This window comes from Streptomyces sp. MS06 (assembly GCF_047200655.1).
Classification (GTDB): domain Bacteria; phylum Actinomycetota; class Actinomycetes; order Streptomycetales; family Streptomycetaceae; genus Streptomyces.
On sequence record NZ_JBJZOJ010000041.1, the window covers coordinates 47,374 to 67,976 of the forward strand.

The 20,603-nt window shown below is 69.8% G+C and carries 16 protein-coding genes; 2 read left to right on the forward strand and 14 right to left on the reverse strand.

The window, feature by feature from the left end; all coding sequences use genetic code 11:
* Positions 1-76: 76 nt before the first annotated feature.
* Genes ACL02U_RS21780 through ACL02U_RS21790 form a run of 3 tightly spaced genes read right to left on the reverse strand, consistent with a single transcriptional unit; the run spans position 77 to position 1,567 of the window.
* Positions 77-487 carry a DUF6113 family protein gene (locus ACL02U_RS21780; RefSeq protein ID WP_412792559.1) on the reverse strand — a complete coding sequence of 137 codons (411 nt, stop codon included), beginning with the start codon at positions 485-487 and terminating at the stop codon, positions 77-79.
* Positions 484-1,353, reverse strand: a complete 870-nt coding sequence (gene mshB, locus ACL02U_RS21785; RefSeq protein ID WP_412792560.1) for an N-acetyl-1-D-myo-inositol-2-amino-2-deoxy-alpha-D-glucopyranoside deacetylase — start codon at positions 1,351-1,353, stop codon at positions 484-486. The genes ACL02U_RS21780 and mshB overlap by 4 nt, the downstream gene beginning before the upstream one ends.
* A gap of 19 nt (positions 1,354-1,372) precedes the next feature.
* Positions 1,373-1,567 carry a hypothetical protein gene (locus ACL02U_RS21790; protein ID WP_412792561.1) on the reverse strand — a complete coding sequence of 65 codons (195 nt, stop codon included), beginning with the start codon at positions 1,565-1,567 and terminating at the stop codon, positions 1,373-1,375.
* A gap of 165 nt (positions 1,568-1,732) precedes the next feature.
* Here ACL02U_RS21790 and ACL02U_RS21795 point away from each other — a divergent pair, with 165 nt between their 5' ends.
* Positions 1,733-3,868 (forward strand): prolyl oligopeptidase family serine peptidase, encoded by a 2,136-nt coding sequence (locus ACL02U_RS21795; protein ID WP_412792562.1) that lies wholly within the window; start codon positions 1,733-1,735, stop codon positions 3,866-3,868.
* 126 nt (positions 3,869-3,994) lie between these two features.
* On the opposite strand, the gene ACL02U_RS21800 is transcribed toward ACL02U_RS21795, so the two are convergent.
* The 5 genes from ACL02U_RS21800 to ACL02U_RS21820 are packed head-to-tail and all read right to left on the reverse strand — an operon-like array spanning position 3,995 to position 9,747.
* Complete coding sequence (locus ACL02U_RS21800) at positions 3,995-5,233, reverse strand: ABC transporter ATP-binding protein (RefSeq protein WP_412792563.1); 1,239 nt, start codon at positions 5,231-5,233, stop codon at positions 3,995-3,997.
* Entirely contained in the window at positions 5,226-6,209 is a 984-nt protein-coding gene (locus ACL02U_RS21805; protein ID WP_412792564.1) for an ABC transporter ATP-binding protein, read from the reverse strand. Before ACL02U_RS21805 ends, ACL02U_RS21800 begins: the two co-directional genes overlap by 8 nt.
* A gap of 9 nt (positions 6,210-6,218) precedes the next feature.
* Positions 6,219-7,196: an ABC transporter permease gene (locus ACL02U_RS21810; RefSeq protein WP_412792565.1), complete on the reverse strand. Its 978-nt coding sequence runs from the start codon at positions 7,194-7,196 to the stop codon at positions 6,219-6,221.
* Positions 7,189-8,112 carry an ABC transporter permease gene (locus tag ACL02U_RS21815; protein ID WP_412792566.1) on the reverse strand — a complete coding sequence of 308 codons (924 nt, stop codon included), beginning with the start codon at positions 8,110-8,112 and terminating at the stop codon, positions 7,189-7,191. Before ACL02U_RS21815 ends, ACL02U_RS21810 begins: the two co-directional genes overlap by 8 nt.
* 6 nt (positions 8,113-8,118) lie before the next feature.
* Positions 8,119-9,747, reverse strand: a complete 1,629-nt coding sequence (locus ACL02U_RS21820) for a peptide ABC transporter substrate-binding protein (protein ID WP_412792567.1) — start codon at positions 9,745-9,747, stop codon at positions 8,119-8,121.
* Positions 9,748-10,084: 337 nt separating this feature from the next.
* Here ACL02U_RS21820 and ACL02U_RS21825 point away from each other — a divergent pair, with 337 nt between their 5' ends.
* Entirely contained in the window at positions 10,085-10,825 is a 741-nt protein-coding gene (locus ACL02U_RS21825; protein WP_412792568.1) for a class I SAM-dependent methyltransferase, read from the forward strand.
* Between the two features lie 455 nt (positions 10,826-11,280).
* On the opposite strand, the gene ACL02U_RS21830 is transcribed toward ACL02U_RS21825, so the two are convergent.
* The 6 genes from ACL02U_RS21830 to typA all read right to left on the reverse strand — a co-directional run bounded on the left by ACL02U_RS21830 (position 11,281) and on the right by typA (position 20,101).
* Positions 11,281-12,375, reverse strand: a complete 1,095-nt coding sequence (locus tag ACL02U_RS21830) for an ABC transporter ATP-binding protein (protein WP_412792569.1) — start codon at positions 12,373-12,375, stop codon at positions 11,281-11,283.
* A 12-nt stretch (positions 12,376-12,387) separates the two neighbouring features.
* The gene (locus tag ACL02U_RS21835; protein ID WP_412792570.1) at positions 12,388-13,449 is read right to left on the reverse strand and encodes an ABC transporter ATP-binding protein; all 1,062 of its coding nucleotides are present in this window, start codon (positions 13,447-13,449) and stop codon (positions 12,388-12,390) included.
* Between the two features lie 14 nt (positions 13,450-13,463).
* Entirely contained in the window at positions 13,464-14,441 is a 978-nt protein-coding gene (locus ACL02U_RS21840; RefSeq protein WP_412792571.1) for an ABC transporter permease, read from the reverse strand.
* Between the two features lie 99 nt (positions 14,442-14,540).
* Complete coding sequence (locus tag ACL02U_RS21845; protein WP_412792572.1) at positions 14,541-16,346, reverse strand: ABC transporter substrate-binding protein; 1,806 nt, start codon at positions 16,344-16,346, stop codon at positions 14,541-14,543.
* 104 nt (positions 16,347-16,450) lie between these two features.
* On the reverse strand, positions 16,451-17,491 hold the full coding sequence (locus ACL02U_RS21850; protein ID WP_412792573.1) for an ABC transporter permease: 1,041 nt from the start codon (positions 17,489-17,491) through the stop codon (positions 16,451-16,453).
* Positions 17,492-18,184: 693 nt separating this feature from the next.
* A complete protein-coding gene (gene typA, locus ACL02U_RS21855) occupies positions 18,185-20,101 on the reverse strand; it encodes a translational GTPase TypA (protein ID WP_412792574.1) in 1,917 nt (638 codons plus the stop codon).
* Between the last annotated feature and the right edge of the window lie 502 nt (positions 20,102-20,603).

Below are 20,603 nucleotides of genomic sequence, written 5' to 3' on the forward strand. Positions count from 1 at the left end.
TGTTTGGCGCGCATCCCACGGCCGCTGGGGAAACCGGCACCGGACCCGCACGGCCGACCGGCGGCGAATCGGTACGTCACTTGCCAAGTCGGGAGGAACCGGCACCCGGACGGCGTCCGCCAGCGAGGGTGGCGCAGATCACAGCCGTTGCCATACCGCCGAGCAGGAACAGGTAGGAGCCGGCTCCCGCGGCGAACAGGAAGTCGCCCTCCGGGCGGCTCGCGGTGAGCAGGATGACGGTGACGACCCAGCCGACGGCGGGCGCGACGGCCCCGGCGCGCCTGCCGGCGGCCCGGGCCCCGCCGAGGAAGACGCCGGCCGAACCGGCGAGCGCCAGCAGCAGTCCGCCCGGGAACCAGCCGGCCTGCACCAGCGAGCCGGCCACTCCGGTCGCCGCACCGAGCAGCGCCAGGGCGAGGTAGCCGGCGATCCGCCCGGCCGAGGGGACGCGCAGGGGCTGCGCGAGCAGCGGGGGGCGGTCGCTCACGACGCCTCCCCGGTCCCGCCGGGCAGCCCGGCGAAGAGGTCGGTCTCCCGTGCGGCGCCGGCACGCCCGCGTACCAGTTCGTAGTACTCGGTGCGGAACAGCGGTTGGGCCAGCTCGTTGGAGAGCGCGAAGTACGGTTCGGCGACGGCGATCTGGGTGGCGTGCGCGCGCATCGCGGCGGCCTTGGCCGCGGCGTGCGCGGCGCCGTCGATCTCGGCGGTGATCCGCTCCTCGCCGACCACTCCGGGCACGTCGTCCACGTCGGCCGCCCGGTCGAAGGGGAGGCCGGGCAGATCGCCCTCCAGCCGGGCGAAGGCGGCCTCGGCGGCGGGCCGGGGCACCCGGTTCCAGTAGATCTTGGGGATGTCCCAGCCGGCCCCGGCGGCCAGTTCGGCCGCGCGCATGGCGACGCGGTGGGCCTGGATGTGGTCGGGGTGGCCGTAGCCGCCGCGGTCGTCGTAGGTCACCAGGACCTGCGGGCGGGTCTCGAGGATGACCTCGAGGAGGTGCCCGGCGGCCTCGTCGACGTCGGCCCGCCAGAAGCAGCCGGGGTCGTCGTTGTCGGGCAGGCCCATCATCCCGGAGTCCCGGTAGCGTCCGGCCCCGCCGAGCCGGCGGGTGTCGTCGACGCCGAGTGCGCGCATCGCGGCGGCGAGTTCGCTCGCGCGGTACGCGCCCAGCGCGGCTCCGGACAGATGCCGCAGCTCCGGCGGGATGACCTCGCCCAACTCTCCGAGGGTGCAGGTGACCAGGGTGACCAGGGCGCCCTCTGAGGCGTACCTGGCCATGGTCGCGCCGTTGTTGATCGACTCGTCGTCCGGGTGGGCGTGCACCAGGAGCAGACGCCGGGCGGGCAGTTCCGTCATGGCCCCCAGCCTACGGCGGTCAGAACTTGAGGCTGCCGATCATGCCCGCGATGTTGGTCGTCAGGTCGCTGATGGTGGGCGCCACCGTCGAGGACGCGAGATAGAACCCGAGCAGCATGCACACGATGGCGTGTCCGGCCTTGAGTCCCGACTTCCTGATCAGAAGGAAGACGATGATCGCCAGCAGCACCACCGCCGAAATCGAGAGTGCCACGGCGGTTCACCTCCAAACAGAGCAGGGCACGTTGTCCACGCGGTCGTTCCTAGGGCAGCCGGCAGGTTCATACCCACACAGCGTGAGTGATCATAGCTATCCGTACGCGCGCATCGATCGGCGCACGGACGCGCAAGGGGGCGCATGGCCAATATGGTCGGAGGCATGACGACCGAGCCTGAGAGCTTCCCCCGGCGGCATGCCCGCACCCAGCGCTTCACCCTCGGCGCGCCGCGTTCGTTCACGGTGGCGCCGGACGGTTCCCGTGTCGTGTATCTGCGGTCGCGTTCCGGTACGGACCGGGTGGGCGCGCTGTGGGTGCTCGACCCGGCGGACGGCACGGAACGCCTGGCGGCGGATCCGGGAGCGCTGCTCGCGGGGGCGCGGGAGGAGTTGCCGCCGGAGGAGCGGGCACGGCGCGAACGCAGCCGGGAGGGCGGTTCCGGCATCGTCGCCTACGCCACCGACACGGCCGTGGAGTTGGCATCTTTCGCCTTGTCAGGGCGGCTCTTCACGGCCGAGTTGCGGGCCGGTACGGCGCGCGAGCTGCGGGCCGCGGGGCCGGTGGTCGACCCTCGCCCCTCCCCCGACGGCAGGCGCGTCGCCTACGTGGCCCGGGGCGCCCTGCGGGTGGTGGGCGCCGAGGGCGACGGCGACCGCGCGCTCGCCGAGCCCGAGTCGGACGGGGTGTCGTACGGGCTGGCGGAGTTCGTCGCGGCCGAGGAGATGCAGCGCTCGCGGGGCTTCTGGTGGGCGCCGGAGTCGGACCGGCTGCTGGTGGCCCGGGTGGACGACACGCCGGTGGCGCGCTGGTGGATCTCCGACCCGGCCCGGCCGGACCGTGAGCCACGCCACGTCGCCTACCCGGCGGCGGGCACCGCGAACGCGGAGGTGCGGCTGTTCGTGATCGGCCTGGACGGGGCGCGCACGGAGGTCTCCTGGGACCGGGCGCGCTACCCGTATCTCGCGCGTGTGCACTGGTCAGCCGCGGGTGCCCCGCTGCTCCTGGTGCAGGCGAGGGACCAGCGCAGCCAGCTGTTCCTGGCGGTGGACCCGGAGACCGGGGCGACCCGGATGGTGCACGCCGACGAAGATCGGGTTTGGCTGGAACTGTTCGCCGGGGTGCCCTGCTGGTCGCCATCCGGACGACTGGTCCGCATCGCGGACGAGGGCGGGGCGCGGGTCCTCGCCGTGGGCGACCGCGCCCTGACCAACGGGCAGTTGCACGTGCGGGCGGTGCTGGACGTCGGGGAGGAGGACGTGCTGGTCTCGGCGTCGGCCGGCGAGGAGGCGGCGGAGGCCGAGATCGGTGAGCTGCACGTGTACCGGGTGAGCGAGCTGGGTGTGGAGCGGGTGTCGCAGGAGCCCGGCGTGCACACGGCGGTCCGCTCCGGCGGGGTGACGGTGCTGGTCTCGGCCACACCGGACCGGCCCGGCTCGCGGGCGCGCCTGCTGCGGGAGGGCGATCGGGCCGGCGGTGGGGACAGGGCGGCCCTGATCGTCCCCTCATATGCGGAGGATCCCGGCATGTCGCCGCGCGTCACCCTCGTCCACGGGGGCGCACGGAGGATTCCGTGCGCCGTGCTTATGCCACGGGACTACGACGGTGACACCCCCCTACCGGTGCTCGTCGACCCGTACGGAGGTCCGCACGGCCAGCGGGTGCTCGCGGCCCGCAACCCGTACCTGACGCCGCAGTGGTTCGCCGACCAGGGCTTCGCGGTGGTGGTCGCGGACGGGCGGGGCACCCCCGGACGCTCCCCCGCCTGGGAGAAGGCGGTCCGCGACGAGCTCGCGGCGGTGGTGCTCCAGGACCAGGTGGACGCCCTGCAGGCGCTGGCCGGCGACTTCCCGCTGGACCTGTCCCGGGTCGCGATCCGCGGCTGGTCATTCGGCGGCTACCTGGCGGCACTGGCGGTGCTGCGCCGACCGGACGTCTTCCACGCCGCGGTGGTCGGCGCCCCGGTCACCGACCTGCGGCTGTACGACACCCACTACCAGGAGCGCTACCTGGGCCACCCGGCGGAGCAGCCGGAGGTCTACCGGCGCAACTCGCTGGTGGACGACGCCGGCCTGGTCGACGCCGCCGACCCGCACCGGCCAATGATGATCATCCACGGGCTGGCGGACGACAACGTGGTCGTCGCCCACTCGCTGCGGCTGTCCTCGGCCCTGCTGGCCGCGGGCCGGCCGCACGAGGTGCTGCCGCTGTCCGGAGTCACCCACATGACTCCGCAGGAGACGGTCGCGGAGAACCTGCTGCGACTCCAGCTGGACTTCCTTCGACGCTCGCTGGCATAACAGTACAAAAGCACACCAACCGCGTTCACAGCGAGGCAACTTCACCGAATCGGCTCCGATATACGGACGCGGAATGCTCGACAGCGTACGGCCGTGCGGGTGCCGTAGGCGGGCCGGGGCGAGATGTCACCCCGGCCCGTCGCCGTCCTCGCGGGACACCCCGCCGGGCCCCTCCCGGCGGTCCCCCGCCTCCTCGCCGCCCTGCCCCGCCCGGCGGTCCTGCTCCTCCTCACCGCCCTGCGCCTCCTCGCGGAACAGCCCCTCCTCACGGAACAGCCCTTCGTCCCGGCCCTCCCGGCGCGCCCCGGCCCCGCGGTCCGCCCCGCGCTCACCGGGCTCCTGACCGGGCACCACCACCTTCTCCTCCGCGAAGTGGCAGGCCGAGTCGTGCACGGCGGGGCCGGTGGCCAGACGGAACTCCTCCGGCACCGCGAGCTCGGGTACCTCCAGCGCGCAGCGCTCCCGGGCCTTCCAGCAGCGGGTGCGGAAACGGCAACCGGAGGGGACGTTCGTCGGGGACGGCACGTCCCCGACGAGGATGATCCGCTCCCGCTGCTCGCGGGCGTCGGGGTCGGGCAGCGGCACCGCGGAGAGCAGGGCCTGGGTGTAGGGGTGCGTGGGATGGTCGTAGATCTCGGCGTCGGTGCCGGTCTCGACGATCCGGCCGAGGTACATCACGCCGACCCGGTCGGAGATGTGCCGGACGATGGACAGGTCGTGGGCGATGAAGACGTAGGAGAGCTCGAACTCCTTCTGCAACCGGTCCATCAGGTTGATGACCTGTGCCTGCACCGACACGTCCAGCGCCGAGACCGGCTCGTCGGCCACGATGATCTCCGGCCGCAGCGCCAGCCCGCGCGCGATGCCGATGCGCTGGCGCTGGCCTCCGGAGAACTGGTGCGGATAGCGGTTGATGTACTCCGGGTTCAGCCCGACGACGTCCAGCAGGTCCTGGACCCTGCGGCGCCGGTCCCCCTTGGGCGCCACCTCCGGGTGGATCTCGTACGGCTCCCCGATGATGTCGCCGACGGTCATGCGGGGGTTGAGGGAGGTGTAGGGGTCCTGGAACACCATCTGGATGTTGCGGCGGACCGCCCTGAGGGCCCGGCCGGAGAGCCGGGAGATGTCCTCGCCCTTGTAGCGGATCTCCCCGGCCGTCGGCCGCTCCAGGTTGACCAGCATCTTCGCGACCGTCGACTTGCCGCAGCCGGACTCGCCGACGATGCCCAGGGTCTCGGCCCGGTCCAGGGCGAAGTCGACGCCGTCGACCGCCTTGACGGCGCCGATCTGCTTCTTGAACAGGATGCCCTGGGTGAGCGGGTAGTGCTTGACCAGTCCGCGCACTTCCAGAATCGGTTCAGCCATGCAGGCACTCCCTCCAGAAGTGGCAGGCGCTGCCCCGGTCGGCGTCCGAGTCGGTGACGTCGTAGAGCGGGGGCTCCTCGGCGCGGCACACGTCCTGCGCCATCGGGCAGCGGGGGTGGAAGGCGCAGCCGGACGGGATGTTCATGAGGTTCGGCGGCAGGCCCTTGATGGCGTACAGCTCCCCGCCCTTGTGGTCGAGCCGGGGGATGGAGTCCAGCAGGCCGCGGGTGTAGGGGTGGGCGGGCGCCTTGTAGATGTCGTGCACGGGGGCCGTCTCCACGATCCGTCCGGCGTACATCACGGCGATCTTGTCGGCCACGTCGGCGACCACGCCCAGGTCGTGGGTGATCAGGATCAGCCCCATGTGGTACTCGCGCTGGAGTTCCGCGAGGAGTTCCATGACCTGGGCCTGGACGGTGACGTCGAGGGCGGTGGTGGGCTCGTCGGCGATGATCAGCGCGGGTTCCAGGGCGAGCGCCATGGCGATCATGATGCGCTGGCGCATGCCCCCGGAGAACTGGTGCGGGTACTGCCGGACCCGTTCGCCGGCCGCCGGGATGCGCACCCGGTCCATCAGTTCGACGGCCTTGGCGCGGGCGTCCTTGCGCGACATGCCCCGGTGCACCACGAACATCTCGCCGAGCTGGTCGCCCACGGACAGCACCGGGTTGAGGGACGACAGCGCGTCCTGGAAGATCATCGCCATCTCGGCGCCGCGGATCCTCCTGCGCTCCTCCTCCTTCAGCGTCAGCAGGTTCCTGCCCTGGAAGAGGATCTCACCGCCGGTGATCCGGCCGGGCGGAATGTCGAGGATGCCCATGACGGCCTGCGCGGTCACCGACTTGCCGGAGCCCGACTCGCCGAGGACGGCGAGCGTCTCCCCCGCCTCCACACCGTAGTTGACGCCGTTGACGGCCTTGGCGACTCCGTCCCGGGTGCGGAACTCCACGTGCAGGTCGCGCACTTCGAGCAGCATGACGCGCGGTCACCTCAGCTTCGGGTCGAGGGCGTCGCGCACCGCGTCGCCGAGCATGATGAAGGCCAGGACGGTGATCGCCAGTGCCCCGGACGGCCAGAGCAGCGCGTGCGGGGCGTTGCGGACGTAGGGCGAGGCGGCGGAGATGTCGATGCCCCAGGAGACGCTGGGCGGCTTCAGACCGACGCCCAGGTAGGACAGGGTGGCCTCCAGGGCGATGTAGGTGCCGAGGGCGATGGTCGCCACGACGATCACGGGGGCCACGGCGTTGGGGGCGATGTGCCGCAGCAGCATCCGCGTGTTGGAGGCGCCCAGCGCCCGGGCGGCCTGCACGTAGTCGTTCTGCTTGGCGGTGATCACCGCTCCGCGCGCGATGCGGGAGATCTGCGGCCAGCCGAGCAGGACGATGAACCCGATGACCGGCCAGACGGTGTTGCTGGTGACCACGGACAGCAGGACCAGACCGCCGAGGACGACCGGGATGGCGAAGAAGATGTCGGTGATGCGGGACAGGAAGGAGTCCGAGACGCCGCCGAAGAACCCGGCCAGCCCGCCGAGCACCGAGCCGAAGATCGCGACGCCGAGGGTGGCGAGCACGCCGACCGCGACCGAGGAGCGGGCGCCGTAGACGGTGCGGGTGTAGACGTCGCAGCCCTGGCCGTCGAAGCCGAACGGGTGACCGGACTGCGGGCCCTCCTGCGCCTTGGAGAGGTGGCATTCCAGCGGGCTGCCGGAGGTGATCGCCGAGGGCCACAGCGAGATGAACACCAGGAACAGGATGACCAGCCCGGAGATGATGAAGACGGGGTTGCGGCGCAGGTCCCGCCAGGCGTCGGACCACAGGCTGCGCGGCTTTCCCACCGGACCCCCGTCGGGTCCGCGCGGCGTCCGCTCCAGGCTCTCCGCCTCGCTGGCCCCGAGGTCCATCGCGCCGCCCGCGCCGGTGCCGGCGATGGCGCCTTCGGGTTCGTAGGGCTGCTCAGGCATAGCGGATCCTCGGGTCGAGTACGGCGTACAGGAGGTCGACGACCAGGTTGGCGACCAGGAAGACGAGGACGAGGACGGTCACGAAACCGACCACGGTCTGCGTGTTCTGGCGGAGGATGCCCTGGTAGAGCTGGTAGCCGACGCCGTGGATGTTGAAGATCCGCTCGGTGACGATGGCCCCGCCCATGAGGAAGCCGATGTCCGCGCCGATGAAGGTGACGACGGGGATGAGGGAGTTGCGCAGCAGGTGCCGGACGACGACCCGGCGCCGGGGCAGCCCCTTGGCGATGGCGGTGCGCACGTAGTCGGAGCGCCGGTTCTCCGCGATGGAGGTGCGGGTGAGCCGGGTGACGTAGGCGAGGGAGACCGAGGCCAGGACGAGGCCGGGCAGGATCAGCTCGTTGAAGGGTGCCCCCGCGGACACCGAGGGGCTGATCCAGCCCCATTTGACGCCGAGCAGCAGTTGCAGCAGCAGACCGGTGACGAAGGTGGGGACGGAGATCACGACCAGGGTGAGCAGCAGCACCCCGGTGTCCACGGGCCGGCCCCGGCGCAGGCCCGTGACGACACCCAGGGCGATCCCGATGACGATCTCGAACAGGATCGCGACGATGGTCAGCCGGATGGTGACCGGGAACGCCGTCGACATCAGCTCGGTGACCGGCTGGCCGTTGAACGCCGTCCCGAAGTCGCCGGTGAAGACGTTCCCCATGTAGGTCAGGTACTGCTGCCACACCGGCTTGTCGAGACCGAACTCCTTCCTGAGCTGGGCCGCCGTCGCCGGGTCGCACTGCCGCTGACCGCAGAGGCCGGCGATGGGGTCGCCCATCACGTTGACCATCAGGAAGATCAGCAGCGTGGCCCCGATGAACACCGGGATCATCTGGAGCAGCCGCCGGACGACGTAGCGTCCCATGGCGGATCAGCCGACCTTGATCTCGTTGTAGACGGGGACGCTGAAGGGGTTGAGCTTGACGTTGGAGAGCCGGTCGGACCAGCCCGCGCTGCCGTTCTGGTACCACAGCGGGATGGCGGCCATGTCGTCCCTGAGGACCGCCTCGGCGTCCTTGAAGGTGCCGACGGCCTTGGCGGTGTCGGTCTCGCTGTTGGCCTGGTTGACCAGGTTGTCGAACTTCTTGCTGGAGTACAGCCCGTCGTTGGAGGAGGCGTTGGTGTAGTACAGCGGCTGGAGGAAGTTCTGGATGAGCGGGTAGTCCATCTGCCAGCCGGCGCGGAACGGGCCGCTCATCTTGTGCTGGGTGATCTGGTTGCGGAAGTCGGCGAAGGTGCCGATCGGGTTGCCGACGCAGGCCTTCTGGTTGCCCATCGCGTTGTTGATGGAGTTGCAGACCGCGTCGACCCACTGCTTGTGGGAGCCGGTGTCGGCGTTGTAGGAGATCTTGACCTGGCCGCCGGGGAGGCCGCCGCCCTCCTCGATGAGCTTCTTCGCCTGCGTCGGGTCGTAGTTGCAGTAGTCCCCGCACAGCCCCGGCTGGTAGCCGCCGTCCTTGCCCAGCACCGGGGAGGTCCAGTCGGTGGCCGGGGTGCGGGTCTGCTGGAAGATCGTGTCGGTGATCTGCTTGCGGTTGATGGCCATCGACAGGCCCTTGCGGACCTTGTCGGAGTTCGCCGTGTCCCAGGCCTTGTCGTAGAACGGGAAGGCGATGGTCTGGATGATGCCGGCCGGCGTGTTGAGGTAGCGGCCGCTCAGGTCGTTCTTGACGTTCTTGAGCTGGGCGGCCGGGATGTCGTCGACCAGGTCGAGGTTGCCGGCCAGCAGGTCGGTGTAGGCGGTGTTGTTGTCGGTGTAGACCTTCAGGTCCACGCCGCCGTTCTGCGCCTTGTCGTCGCCGGGGTAGCCGTCCCACTTGCGCAGGGACATCTGCGAGCCCCGGGTGTAGGAGTCGATCATGTACGGCCCGTTGCCGACCGGCTTCTTCAGCCAGGCGGCGTGGTCGTCGAAGAAGGTCTGCGGCAGCGGGTCGAAGGCCGCGTATCCGAGGGTGTCCGGGAACGTCGAGAACTTCTGGGTGAGCTTGACGGTGAAGGTCGTGTCGTCGACGACCTTCAGACCGGAGAGCGTGTCGGCGGACTGGGCGCTGCCGTCCTCGGGGTGGACCTTGTCGTAGCCCTCGATGTACCCGAAGAAGTAGGAGTTCTTCTGGTTGTTCTTCAGGGACGCGCCGTAGTTCCAGGCGTCCACGAAGGACTTGGCGGTGATCTTCTCCCCGTTGGCGAAGGTCCAGCCGTCCTTGATGGTGATGGTGAAGTTCTGCGAGTCGCTGGTCTCGATCTTGTCGGCGAGCATGTTCTCGGCGGCGCCCGTCTCCGGGTTGTACCGCTTCAACCCGCGGAAGATCATGTCGAGCACCTTGCCGCCCTGCACCTCGTTGGTGTTGGCCGGCTCCAGCGGGTTCTGCGGGTCCCCCCAGGAGGCGCTGAGCACTGCGCTGCTGTCGCTGCCGCTGCTGCCGCCCCCTCCGCAGGCGGTCGCGGCGAGTGCTACCGCAACCGCGCCGGCGGCCCATCGGGCGTGCGTGGCTCCGCGCATGGAGTGCCTCCTCGTGAACGCGCATGACTGCGCTGTGCCGGCAGCGCCGTGGCGCTGGTCCGTTTCCTGGTCCGTTGCCTGATCCATTACCGGTCAATATCGGTGCACAGCACACATCACGCACATTCACCGCACCCTATGGGGGCACGCTTCACCCGGGGGAGTGACGGCCCCTCCGCTCAGCGAGGTCGACGGACCCTCGCGAACCGGTGACCGACGGCCGCAACCGCCGTCCCCGGCTCCGCACGTTCGGCCGGCCCGATACCCCGACCGGTCCTGCGCGGTGCGACCGGTGGTCCGCGGTACAGGGGGGCCGAAGGTGTGCCAGACTGCCCCGGTGGTCGATCGATCGTTCGCGGACCTCTCCCTGGCAGGGCTCTACGACCGCCTCAACCCGTGGGGGCCGGGGGACGATTTCTACCTGGAGTGGGTGATGTCGGCCGGCGCCGTGCTCGACGTCGGCTGCGGTACGGGCCAGCTGCTGCGGCGGGCCCGCGAACTCGGGCACCGGGGGCGGCTGGTGGGTCTGGATCCGGCGGCCGCCATGCTGGTGCAGGCACGGCGGGCCGAACCCGACGTCGAGTGGGTACTGGGCGATCTGCGCAGCCGGCTGTGGTGCGAGGAGTTCGACCTGGTCGTCATGACCGGTCACGCCTTCCAGCAACTGGTCGGGGACGAGGAGGTGCGGGCCTCGCTGCGCGCGGTGCGGCAGGCCCTGGGCGAGGACGGCCGGTTCGTCTTCGAGACGCGGAACCCCGCCGCGCGGGCCTGGGAGCGGTGGACACCGGACCGGGTGCACGAGATCAGCGACGCGGAGGGCGGCGCGGTCCGCGTGTGGCACGAGGTGGAGGCGCCCGTCGCCGGGGACCGGGTCACCTTCACGGAGACCTACGACGGCGGGCGCTGGAGCAGCCCCCGCGTCTGCCGCAGCACCCTGCGGTTCCTGTCCGCCGGGCCCCTGGACGGCTTCCTCGGCGAGGTCGGCCTCGCGGCCACCGAACGGTACGGCGACTGGGCCCGCGCGCCGCTGGACCCCACCAGCCCGGAGATCATCACCGTGGCGGCCGCCCGCGGCTGAGTCACCCCGGGGCACGGCCCGCCGTGTGCCGCCTCGCCCCGGGGCACAGCCCGCCGTGTGCCGCCGTTCGGCCGCGGCACCGCCCTCGACGCGGGCGGCACTCCCCCGTTTCTCGTGGTGTCGCCGGCGCGGGCAGGCGTCGGTGGTCCGGCACAGGCGAGGCACAGCCGGCGCCCGGCGGGCGCGGACCGGCGGCGTCCGAGGTGCGGCCGGTGCCCGGCGGCCCTTCGGGCGGGCGCACGCAGGGAGTCACGCACGCACCGGGGCACGCGCGCCGCGGGTCACGCACGCAACGGGGCACGCACGCAACGGGGGCAATCAGGCACACCGGGACGCTCGGGCGCACGGGTGCGCGCGGGCACACCGGGACGCGCGCGCAGGGCGGACACCGGACCGGGAGCCGGAGGCCGGTCGCGGATTCCGGTGGTCCGCGAGCGGCCCGGCGTCCGGCGTTCTCAGTCCTTCGCGGAAGCCGCCCCTTCGGAGGTGCCGTGCGCCAGAATCGACGGGTCCTCCGGGTAGTGGCAGGCCGTCAGATGGCCCTCGCGGTTGTCGGAGAGCTGGATCAGCGGCGGTTCCTCGCTGGCGCACTTGTCGGCGGCCTTCCAGCAGCGGGTGCGGAACCGGCAGCCGGAAGGCGGGTTGATCGGGGACGGCACGTCGCCCGTCAGACGGATGCGCTCCCGGGCGACCGCGTCGCCGGTGACGTCCACCTCCGGCACCGCGGACAGCAGCGCGTGGGTGTAGGGGTGACGGGGGCGGTTGTAGATGGAGTCGCGGTCGCCGACCTCGATCACCTTGCCGAGGTACATGACCGCGAGACGCTGCGAGAAGTGCCGCACCACGGCCAGGTCGTGGGCGATGAAGAGGAACGCGATGCCGAGCTCCTTCTGCACCTCCTGCAGCAGGTTGACCACCTGGGCCTGGATGGACACGTCCAGGGCGGAGACCGGCTCGTCGGCGACGATCAGCTTCGGCTCCAGGGCGAGTGCCCGGGCCACGCCGATGCGCTGGCGCTGACCGCCGGAGAACTCGTGCGGGAACCGGTTGTAGTGCTCCGGGTTCAGGCCGACGATCTCCAGCAGCTCCCGTACCCGCTTCTCCCGGCCGCCGGGCGGGTTGATCCCGTTGATCTCCATCGGGCCGGAAATGATCGTGCCGACCGTCTGGCGCGGGTTGAGCGAGGAGTACGGGTCCTGGAAGATCATCTGGATCTCGGACCGGATGGGGGCGATCTCGCGGCGCTTGGCGTGGGTGATGTCCTGGCCGCGGTAGCTGATCCTGCCGGCCGTCGGCTCGAGGAGCCGGGTGACCAGCCGGCCGGTGGTCGACTTGCCGCAGCCGGACTCGCCGACCAGGCCGAAGCTCTCGCCGACGCGCACGGTCAGGTCGATGCCGTCGACGGCCTGCACGGCGCCGACCGTGCGGCGGATCGGGAAGCCGCCCTTGATCGGGAAGTGCTTGGTGAGGCCTTCCGCCACCAGCAGGGGTTCTCCGGCGGGCTCGGGCACCGTCTCTCGGGGAGCGGGGAGGACGAGGTCCTCTTTCATGACGTGGTCCTCCTAGCCCAGTCGGGGCTTGATCTCTTCGATGAAGACGGTCCGCTTCTGCTCCGGCGTGAGATGGCACGCCGAGGCGCGGCCCACGTCGAGCTGCGGCCGCTCGGTCGCACAGCGGTTGCCGCCGACCCGGTCCTGGAAGGTGCAGCGGGGGTGGAAGCGGCAGCCGGTCGGCGGGTTGAGCAGCGACGGAGGGCTTCCGGGGATCGGCGCCAGCGGGGCGCTGAGGTCCGAGTCCAGACGGGGCATGGAGTTCAGCAGGCCCCAGGTGTAGGGGTGCTGGGGCGAGCGGAGCACCTGGTCGGTGGTACCGCGCTCCACGGCGCGGCCCGCGTACATCACCATGATGTCGTCGGCCGTGTCGGCGATGACCCCGAGGTCGTGGGTGATGAAGACGATCGCCGAGCCGAACTCCTGCTGGAGGTCCTGGAGCAGGTCCAGGATCTGCGCCTGGACGGTCACGTCCAGTGCGGTGGTCGGCTCGTCGGCGATGAGCAGGTCGGGGTCGCAGACCAGGGCCATGGCGATCATCGCGCGCTGGCGCATACCGCCGGAGAACTGGTGCGGGTAGTCGCTCGCACGTTCCCGGGGGTTGGGGATGCCGACCTTGGCGAGCATCTCCACGGCACGTTCCCAGGCGGCCTTCTTGGAGGCGCCGGTGTGCTTCATGAACGGCTCGGCGATCTGCCGGCCCACCGTGTAGAAGGGCGACAGCGCGGTCAGCGGGTCCTGGAAGATCATCGCGATGCGGTTGCCGCGGAGCTTCTCCAGCTCCTTCTCCGTCGCGGTGATCAGTTCCTTGCCGTCGAAGAGGATCTCCCCGTCGATCGTGGTGCTCTGCGGGTTGTGCAGGCCCAGGATCGTCAGGTTGGTGACGGACTTGCCGGAGCCGGACTCGCCGACGATGCCCAGGGTCCGGCCGCGTTGCACGTCGAAGGAGAGGCCGTCGACCGCCTTCACGGGGCCGTCCTCGGTGGAGAACGTCACCTGCAGATCGCGTACCGAGAGGAAGCCCTCCGGCCCGGTCGGGGCCGGCGCCCCCTCGGTCTTGGTCATTGTGGTCACGGTGTGGGGTCTTCCTAGGAGAGCCGGATGCGCGGGTCGATGAAGGCGTAGGCGATGTCGGTGATGATGTTCACCAGCAGGATGAAGAAGGCGCCGACCAGCATCACGCCCATCGTCAGCGGCAGGTCCTTGGTGGTCGCCCCGTTGACGGCGAGTCGGCCTATGCCCTGCAGGGAGAAGGTCAACTCGGTGACCACGGCGCCGCCGAGCATCGAGCTGAAGTCGATGCCGAACACCGTCACGATGGGGATCAGCGAACCGCGCCACGCGTAGCGGAAGAACACGTACTTCTTCGACATGCCCTTGGCGCGCGCGGTGCGGACGTGGTCCTCGGCGAGCTGCTCGATCATCGAGGAGCGCGACATACGGGTGTACTGCGCGGTGAAGATGGTGGCCATCACGCACACCGGGATCGACATGCCGACGAACCAGCCGACCGGATCCTCGAACGGTGATACGTACTTGGGGTCGTCCATCAGGCCCGTGCTGTAGACGAGGACGACCAGCACGATCGGGCCGAGGAAGTAGATCTGGAAGGAACTGAGCACCATGGAAGCGCCGGTGGCGACCTTGTCGATCATGCTGCCGCGCCGGTAGGCGGCCACCATGCCGGAGCCGATACCGAGGACGAGGAAGACGATCGCGCCGCCCACGGTCAGCGTCAGGGTCAGCGGGAAGCGGTCCATGATGGTGTTCCAGACCATGTCGCCCGAGTAGAACGACTGGCCCAGGCAGGGCGCCGAACAGTGGCCCGTCGGGAAGTCGCGGCCCATGACGATGCCGGTCATGAAGTCCCAGAACTGCTGGGCGACCGGCAGGTTGAGGCCGAGGGCGTCCCGGATGTCCGCCAGCCGCTGTGGCGAGCAGTCCTTGCCGCAGGCCAGAGAGGCGTAGTCGGAGGGCGCGGCCACGAACAGGAAGAACGTTGCCGCACCGATGAGGAAGAGTGTGACGACGGCACCGACCGAGCGCCGGAGGATGAACTGAAGCATGGCGGGCTGACTGCTCTCTGCGGAGACGGTGGAGGGTTGTCGCTCGGATGCGGGGGCCCGCTCCGCCTGGTGCGGGCCCCCGCGATCAACCGTGGAGCGTTACGACTTCAGGTACAGGCGGGTGACGTCGATGTAGCTGGACACCGAGCTGTACCGGGCACCGCCGATGTTCGAGCCGAACAGCTGCAGCTGCTTGGTGTACCACAGCGGAGCCGCCGGGATGACGTCCTCCAGCAGGTAGTGGTGCGCCTCGTTCCAGGTCTTGGCGGCCTCGGCCGGCTCCTGGGTGAGGGCCTTCTTGATCAGCTCGTCGACCTTCGGGTCCTTGACGTGCGAGTAGTTCGGGGAGCCGTCGAAGACCTGGTTCGGGTCGTAGATGGGCGTGATCACCGTGGCGGCCGACGGCCAGTCCTGGCCCCAGCCGGTGATGTACATGTCGTACGGGTTGTTGAGCTTGCCGATCTGCTCGTAGTAGCTCGCGGAGTCGATCTCCTTGGAGACCACGTTGAAGCCGACCTTGGACAGGGCGTCCTCGATGGCGACCTTGCGGCGCTGGCCCTTCTCGCTGTTGGCGTAGGCGAAGACGAGCTTCTTCTCGGAGGCCGGGACGTCCTTGAGGATCTCCTTGGCCTTGGCGATGTTGCCCTGCGGCGTCTTCAGACGGCCGAACGGGTCGTACTTCGGCTCGTAGCCCGGCAGGGTCGGGGCGAAGTAGTTCGGGGCGACGTCGCCGCCGTAGGCACCGCCCTCACCGGCGATGAGGGACTTGGAGTTGATCGCGTAGGTGATCGCCTCGCGGACCTTCTTGTCCTTGACCCGGTCCAGGTTGAAGTTCAGCTGCATGACGTAGGGCTGGTAGCCCTTGATCGTGCGCTTGTTGGTCTCGGGGTTGCCGATGACGTCCTGGATCTGGGTGGCGTCGACGCTGCCGGTGAACTGGATGGTGTTCTTGTTGTCACCCTGGTCGGCGATCAGACGCTTGGTCTGGGTGGAGCCGGTGACGCCGAACTGGAAGTTGAAGCCGTTGACGTACTGGTGGCGCACCGAGTCGGTCTTCGGGTCCCAGTTGGCGTTCTTCACGAGCTTCATGGTCTTGCCGACCTTGTACTCGGAGATCTTGTACGGGCCGGTCGAGACCGGGGCCTGGTCGTACTTCTCCTTGGTGTCGCTCTTCGCCGGGACGACCGCGTAGCCGGCCATGGCCAGCGTCTGCGGCAGGTCCGTGCGCGGCGTGTCGAAGTGGAAGATCACCGTGTGGTCGTCCGGGGTGTCCAGGACGGAGGCCGGCAGGTGCTTGCCGTCGAAGCCGCCACCGGGCAGCAGCTTGCGGTAGTCGTCGGCGTACTGCTTGCCGGCGAGCCAGGTCTGCAGGTAGGACGGGCCGTCGAAGATGAACTTCGCGAACAGGCGCTCGACGCTGTGCCGGACGTCGGCCGAGGTTATCTCGTTGCCGTTCTCGTCCTTGATCCCGTCCTTCAGCTTGAAGGTCCAGGTCTTGCCGCCGTCGGAGGACTGGCCGGAGTCGGTGGCGAGGTCGCCGACGACCGAGACGTTGCCCTTGTCGTCCTCCTCGAACTGGGTCAGCCGGCGGAAGAGCAGGTTCGCAAGCTGACCGGCGTCGGAGACGTAGATCTGACCCGGGTCGAGGTGGGAGAGACCGGACTCCTGGTAGACCTGGATGGTGCCGCCGGGCTTGGCTCCGGGCACCTCCGCGGCGGGGCCGGTCGAGGCGGCGGCGTCGCCGTAGGTGACCGCCTCGGACTGGACGGCGGCCTGCTTCTGGTCCTTCTTGGAATCGGTGCTCGCCTTGCCCCCCTCGTTCTTGGAGCACGCGGTCAGGGCGAGGGAGCCGGCCGCGAGGGCGACCACGACGGCGCGAGCCGTACGTGAGCGGTGAGACATCATGTGGCTAATCCACCTACCTGTCGGTTTGTTGTCCATGAGTACTGCCAGGCGCCGGCCGCCCGGGGCCGAGCGGGGGTGGCAGCCACCCCCCACCAACGAGCGAGTTATCGCCCGGACTTGGGGTCGAAGGCGTCCCGTACGGAGTCTCCGAGAAGGTTGAAGCAGAGGATGAAGATCACCAGCGCGATGCCCGGGAAGAACATGAACGCGGGGTCCTGCTGCGCGTAGCGCGCACCGGCCGCGAACAGCCGTCCCCAGTCCGGCGTGGGCTCGACGAAGCCGACGCCCGCGAAGGACAGGAACGCGATGGTGAGGATGGTGCTGGGCAGCTGGTACGTGAACTGCACCAGGATCGGCGTCACCACGTTGGGCAGGATCTCCTTGCGGACGATCCGCGCCGGCGATGCCCCGGAGACCTTCGCGGCCTCCACGAACTCCCGTTCCCGTAGGGAGAGGACAGTGGAACGCACCAGTCGCGCCATGCTCATCCAGCCCAGCACCCAGAGCACGACCAGCATGGCCAGTGCCCGGAAGTAGGTGGGGGTCTCCTCGCGGGGATCCACGAAGAACGACGTCACCACGGGCATGAAGGCGATGAAGAACAGCTGGCTCGGGAAGGACAGGAAGAAATCGGTGACCCGACCGATCCAGTAGTCCGTCCGACCGCCGAAGTACCCGCCGATCAGGCCGATGACGATTCCGGTGCCCATGGTCAGGACCGTCACCGCGAGCGCCATGAAGAGCGAGGTGCGCATACCGTACAGCAGCTGGGCATACAGGTCACGGCCGAGCTGGGGCTCGACACCGAACCAGTGGTCGCCCGACACGCCGCCCAGGTAGCCGAGCGGCAGCCCGAACTGGTCGAGGATCGGCTTGTCGGCGTAGGTCGGGTCCTGGCCGTAGAGCGTGTACGGGTTGGTCCCGCTCAGCTTGGCCAGCAGCGGGGCGAGCAGGGAGACGACGAAGTAGCCGATCACCACCACCGCGCAGACGACGCCCGTGCGGTCCCGCTTGAACCGGGTCCACATCAGCTGGCCGGGAGACCGGCCTTCCAGCGTGCCGGCTTCGGGTTTCGCCTCCGGCTCTGGTTCGCCGTCGACGACGACGGCCGTGCCGCCGCCCTCAATGTCGGTAGGACTTGTCACAGTTTGCCCATCTCACAAGTGTGGGTGTGTCGGATCGCTGGCCTGCGCAGGGTGTGCGCGGCCGCGGTCCGGAGCGTGAAGAAGCGTCAGGAGACCCGAGGGGTACGGGAAACCCGCAGCCGGACGCGCGTAGGGAGGAGGCCGCAGAAGACGACCCGGCGCCCTAGCGGCGATCGACGTACGCGCCTGCGCTGCTGTCTGGAACGGACGGTGACGGCATGGCCCACCTGGTGTTCGTGACACCGCGCATTGGGGCTCCTCCTCATGACTCCACGTGTTCACCAACAGGAGGGGGTGCTGTGCGTACCTTCCGCCACCCCTGACGGAAGCCCAGGCACCCCCTGGTGCTGTGCTCGTGAGCCGGCGCTGTCCCCACAGCGCGAGACCCATTGGTCCGAGCTACGCGGCTAACTATCTGCCATGCGCCAGGTGGCGACCACCGTTCGGAAATCTCAATTCAGTCACAGCTCGCGCCTACATCTTCCAAAAACTGGACAAACCCTTCGCAGCAAGAAGGCCACGAAACGGACTTGTTACATGGCTATCGGTCGACGATCTCCGTTTTTCGGACAGCGGAGGGTGCTGTCCGACCCGCTGCGGACCGGACGAGTCCGGGAAAACAGCTTGCAAAAAAAGCTCGGGCGCCCTCGGTGGAGAGGGCGCCCGATTCAGGGACCGTGTGTGAGATATGCCTCAGCCGTGCTTGGCGCGGCTGGCGGCGCGGGCGCGCTCCCGCGCGTCCAGGTTCACCTTGCGGATCCGCACGGCCTCCGGGGTGACCTCCACGCACTCGTCGTCGCGGCAGAACTCCAGCGACTGCTCCAGCGACAGCTTGCGCGGCGGCACGATGGACTCCGTCACATCGGCCGTGGACGACCGCATGTTGGTGAGCTTCTTCTCCTTGGTGATGTTGACGTCCATGTCGTCGGAGCGGGAGTTCTCTCCGACGATCATGCCCTCGTACACCTCGGTGCCGGGCTCGGTGAAGAGCACCCCGCGCTCCTGGAGGTTGGTCATCGCGAACGCCGTGACGGCGCCGGAGCGGTCGGCGACCAGCGAGCCGTTGTTGCGGGTGCTGAGCGTGCCGAACCAGGGCTCGTGGCCCTCGTGGATGGAGTGGGCGATGCCGGTGCCGCGGGTCTGGGTGAGGAACTCCGTCCGGAATCCGATCAGCCCGCGGGAGGGCACCACGAACTCCATGCGGACCCAGCCGGAACCGTGGTTCGACATGTTGTCCATGCGGCCCTTGCGGACGCCCATGAGCTGCGTGACGGCGCCCATGTGCTCCTCGGGCACGTCGATGGTCATCCGCTCCACCGGCTCGTGGACCTTGCCGTCGACCTCCCGGGTGACCACCCGGGGCTTGCCGACGGTCAGCTCGTAGCCTTCCCGCCGCATCGTCTCGACGAGGATGGCCAGCGCCAGCTCACCGCGCCCCTGGACCTCCCAGGAGTCCGGGCGGTCGGTGTCCAGCACCCGGAGGCTGACGTTGCCGATCAGCTCGCGGTCGAGCCGGTCCTTCACCTGGCGGGCGGTGACCTTGCGGTCCTTGACCGCCGCCTTGTTGTCGGCGCCCTTGCCGGTGCCGCCGCGGCCGACCAGCGGCGAGGTGTTGGTGCCGATGGTCATGGAGATGGCCGGCTCGTCGACCGTGATCAGCGGCAGCGCGAGCGGGGTCTCCGGGTCGGCCAGCGTCTCGCCGATCATGATGTCCGGGATGCCCGCCACGGCGCAGATGTCACCGGGCCCGGCCTTCTCGGCGGGCTTGCGGGTGAGCGCCTCGGTCATCATCAGCTCGGAGATCCGCACGTTCTGCACGGACCCGTCCCGCTTCATCCAGGCGACCGTCTGCCCCTTCTTCAGCTCGCCCTGGTGGACGCGCAGCAGGGCGATACGGCCGAGGAAGTTGTCCGCGTCGAGGTTGGTGACGTGCGCCTGGAGCGGGGCCTCGGCCTCGTAGGTGGGGGCGGGGATGTGCTCCAGGATGGTGGAGAAGAACGGCTCCAGGCTGGTGGAGTCGGCCGGTACGGTCCCGTCCTCGGGCTTGGTCAGCGAGGCGATCCCGTCCCGCCCGCAGGCGTACACGATCGGGAACTCGATCTGGTCCTCGTCGGCGTCGAGGTCGAGGAAGAGGTCGTAGGCCTCGTTGACGACCTCGTCGATCCGGGCGTCCGGACGGTCCGTCTTGTTGATGCACAGGATGATCGGCAGCCGGGCCTGCAGCGCCTTGCGCAGCACGAACCGGGTCTGCGGCAGCGGACCCTCGGAGGCGTCGACGAGCAGGACCACCCCGTCCACCATCGACAGACCGCGCTCGACCTCGCCGCCGAAGTCGGCGTGGCCGGGGGTGTCGATGATGTTGATGGTGATCGGTTCCCCGCCGTCCTTGGGGTGGTACTTCACCGCCGTGTTCTTGGCGAGGATCGTGATGCCCTTCTCACGCTCCAGGTCGTTCGAGTCCATGACACGGTCGTCGACCTGCTCGAGCTGGTGCGCGGCGAAGGCACCCGCCTGCTTGAGCATGCCGTCGACGATGGTGGTCTTGCCGTGGTCGACGTGGGCGACGATGGCGACGTTGCGGATGTCATGACGTGTGGTGGACACGGCCATATTGCGGCGTACTCCCGGAGTGGTGAGGACGGCCCTGCTGATGCTTGCGTCGTGTGACGCGGGCCCTGCCGGGCTTGACATGCCACGGCCTCACCCCATGGTACGTGGCCCGGCGGGAGCCGGCCTCCGCAGGGCCCGAGCCGCCGGGGCGGCGGCGCGCTGCCGGGTCGGCGCGCCGCCTTGCCGGTGCGGCCGCCCGCTGCCGTTCCGTGCGGTGCCCTGCCGGTGCCACGGCCGTCCGCGACCGTGCCGGTGCCGTGTCCTGCCGGTGCCGTGCCCTGCCGGTGCTGTGCCGTGTCGTGCCGACCGGGGAGGCGGCCGAACGGGCCACCGGACCGAGCGGAGGCGGGCAGGTCCCGTGCCGTGCGCACCGGACCGGCCCGCCGCGCCCGCCGCCGTGGGGGGGGGGGGGGGGGGGGGGGGGGGGGGAAGGGGAGGGGGGGGGGGGGGGGGGGGGGGGGGGGGGGGGGGGGGGGGGGGGGGGGGGGGGGGGGGGGGGGGG

What these genes read in the sequence shown, in the direction of transcription:
- mshB (WP_412792560.1), bottom strand. Translation starts at nt 1,353, where the DNA reads ATGACGGAACTGCCCGCCCGGCGTCTGCTCCTGGTGCACGCCCACCCG.
- ACL02U_RS21795 (WP_412792562.1), top strand. Translation starts at nt 1,733, where the DNA reads ATGACGACCGAGCCTGAGAGCTTCCCCCGGCGGCATGCCCGCACCCAG.
- ACL02U_RS21800 (WP_412792563.1), bottom strand. Translation starts at nt 5,233, where the DNA reads ATGGCTGAACCGATTCTGGAAGTGCGCGGACTGGTCAAGCACTACCCG.
- ACL02U_RS21805 (WP_412792564.1), bottom strand. Translation starts at nt 6,209, where the DNA reads ATGCTGCTCGAAGTGCGCGACCTGCACGTGGAGTTCCGCACCCGGGAC.
- ACL02U_RS21810 (WP_412792565.1), bottom strand. Translation starts at nt 7,196, where the DNA reads ATGCCTGAGCAGCCCTACGAACCCGAAGGCGCCATCGCCGGCACCGGC.
- ACL02U_RS21815 (WP_412792566.1), bottom strand. Translation starts at nt 8,112, where the DNA reads ATGGGACGCTACGTCGTCCGGCGGCTGCTCCAGATGATCCCGGTGTTC.
- ACL02U_RS21820 (WP_412792567.1), bottom strand. Translation starts at nt 9,747, where the DNA reads ATGCGCGGAGCCACGCACGCCCGATGGGCCGCCGGCGCGGTTGCGGTA.
- ACL02U_RS21830 (WP_412792569.1), bottom strand. Translation starts at nt 12,375, where the DNA reads ATGAAAGAGGACCTCGTCCTCCCCGCTCCCCGAGAGACGGTGCCCGAG.
- ACL02U_RS21840 (WP_412792571.1), bottom strand. Translation starts at nt 14,441, where the DNA reads ATGCTTCAGTTCATCCTCCGGCGCTCGGTCGGTGCCGTCGTCACACTC.
- ACL02U_RS21845 (WP_412792572.1), bottom strand. Translation starts at nt 16,346, where the DNA reads ATGATGTCTCACCGCTCACGTACGGCTCGCGCCGTCGTGGTCGCCCTC.
- typA (WP_412792574.1), bottom strand. Translation starts at nt 20,101, where the DNA reads ATGGCCGTGTCCACCACACGTCATGACATCCGCAACGTCGCCATCGTC.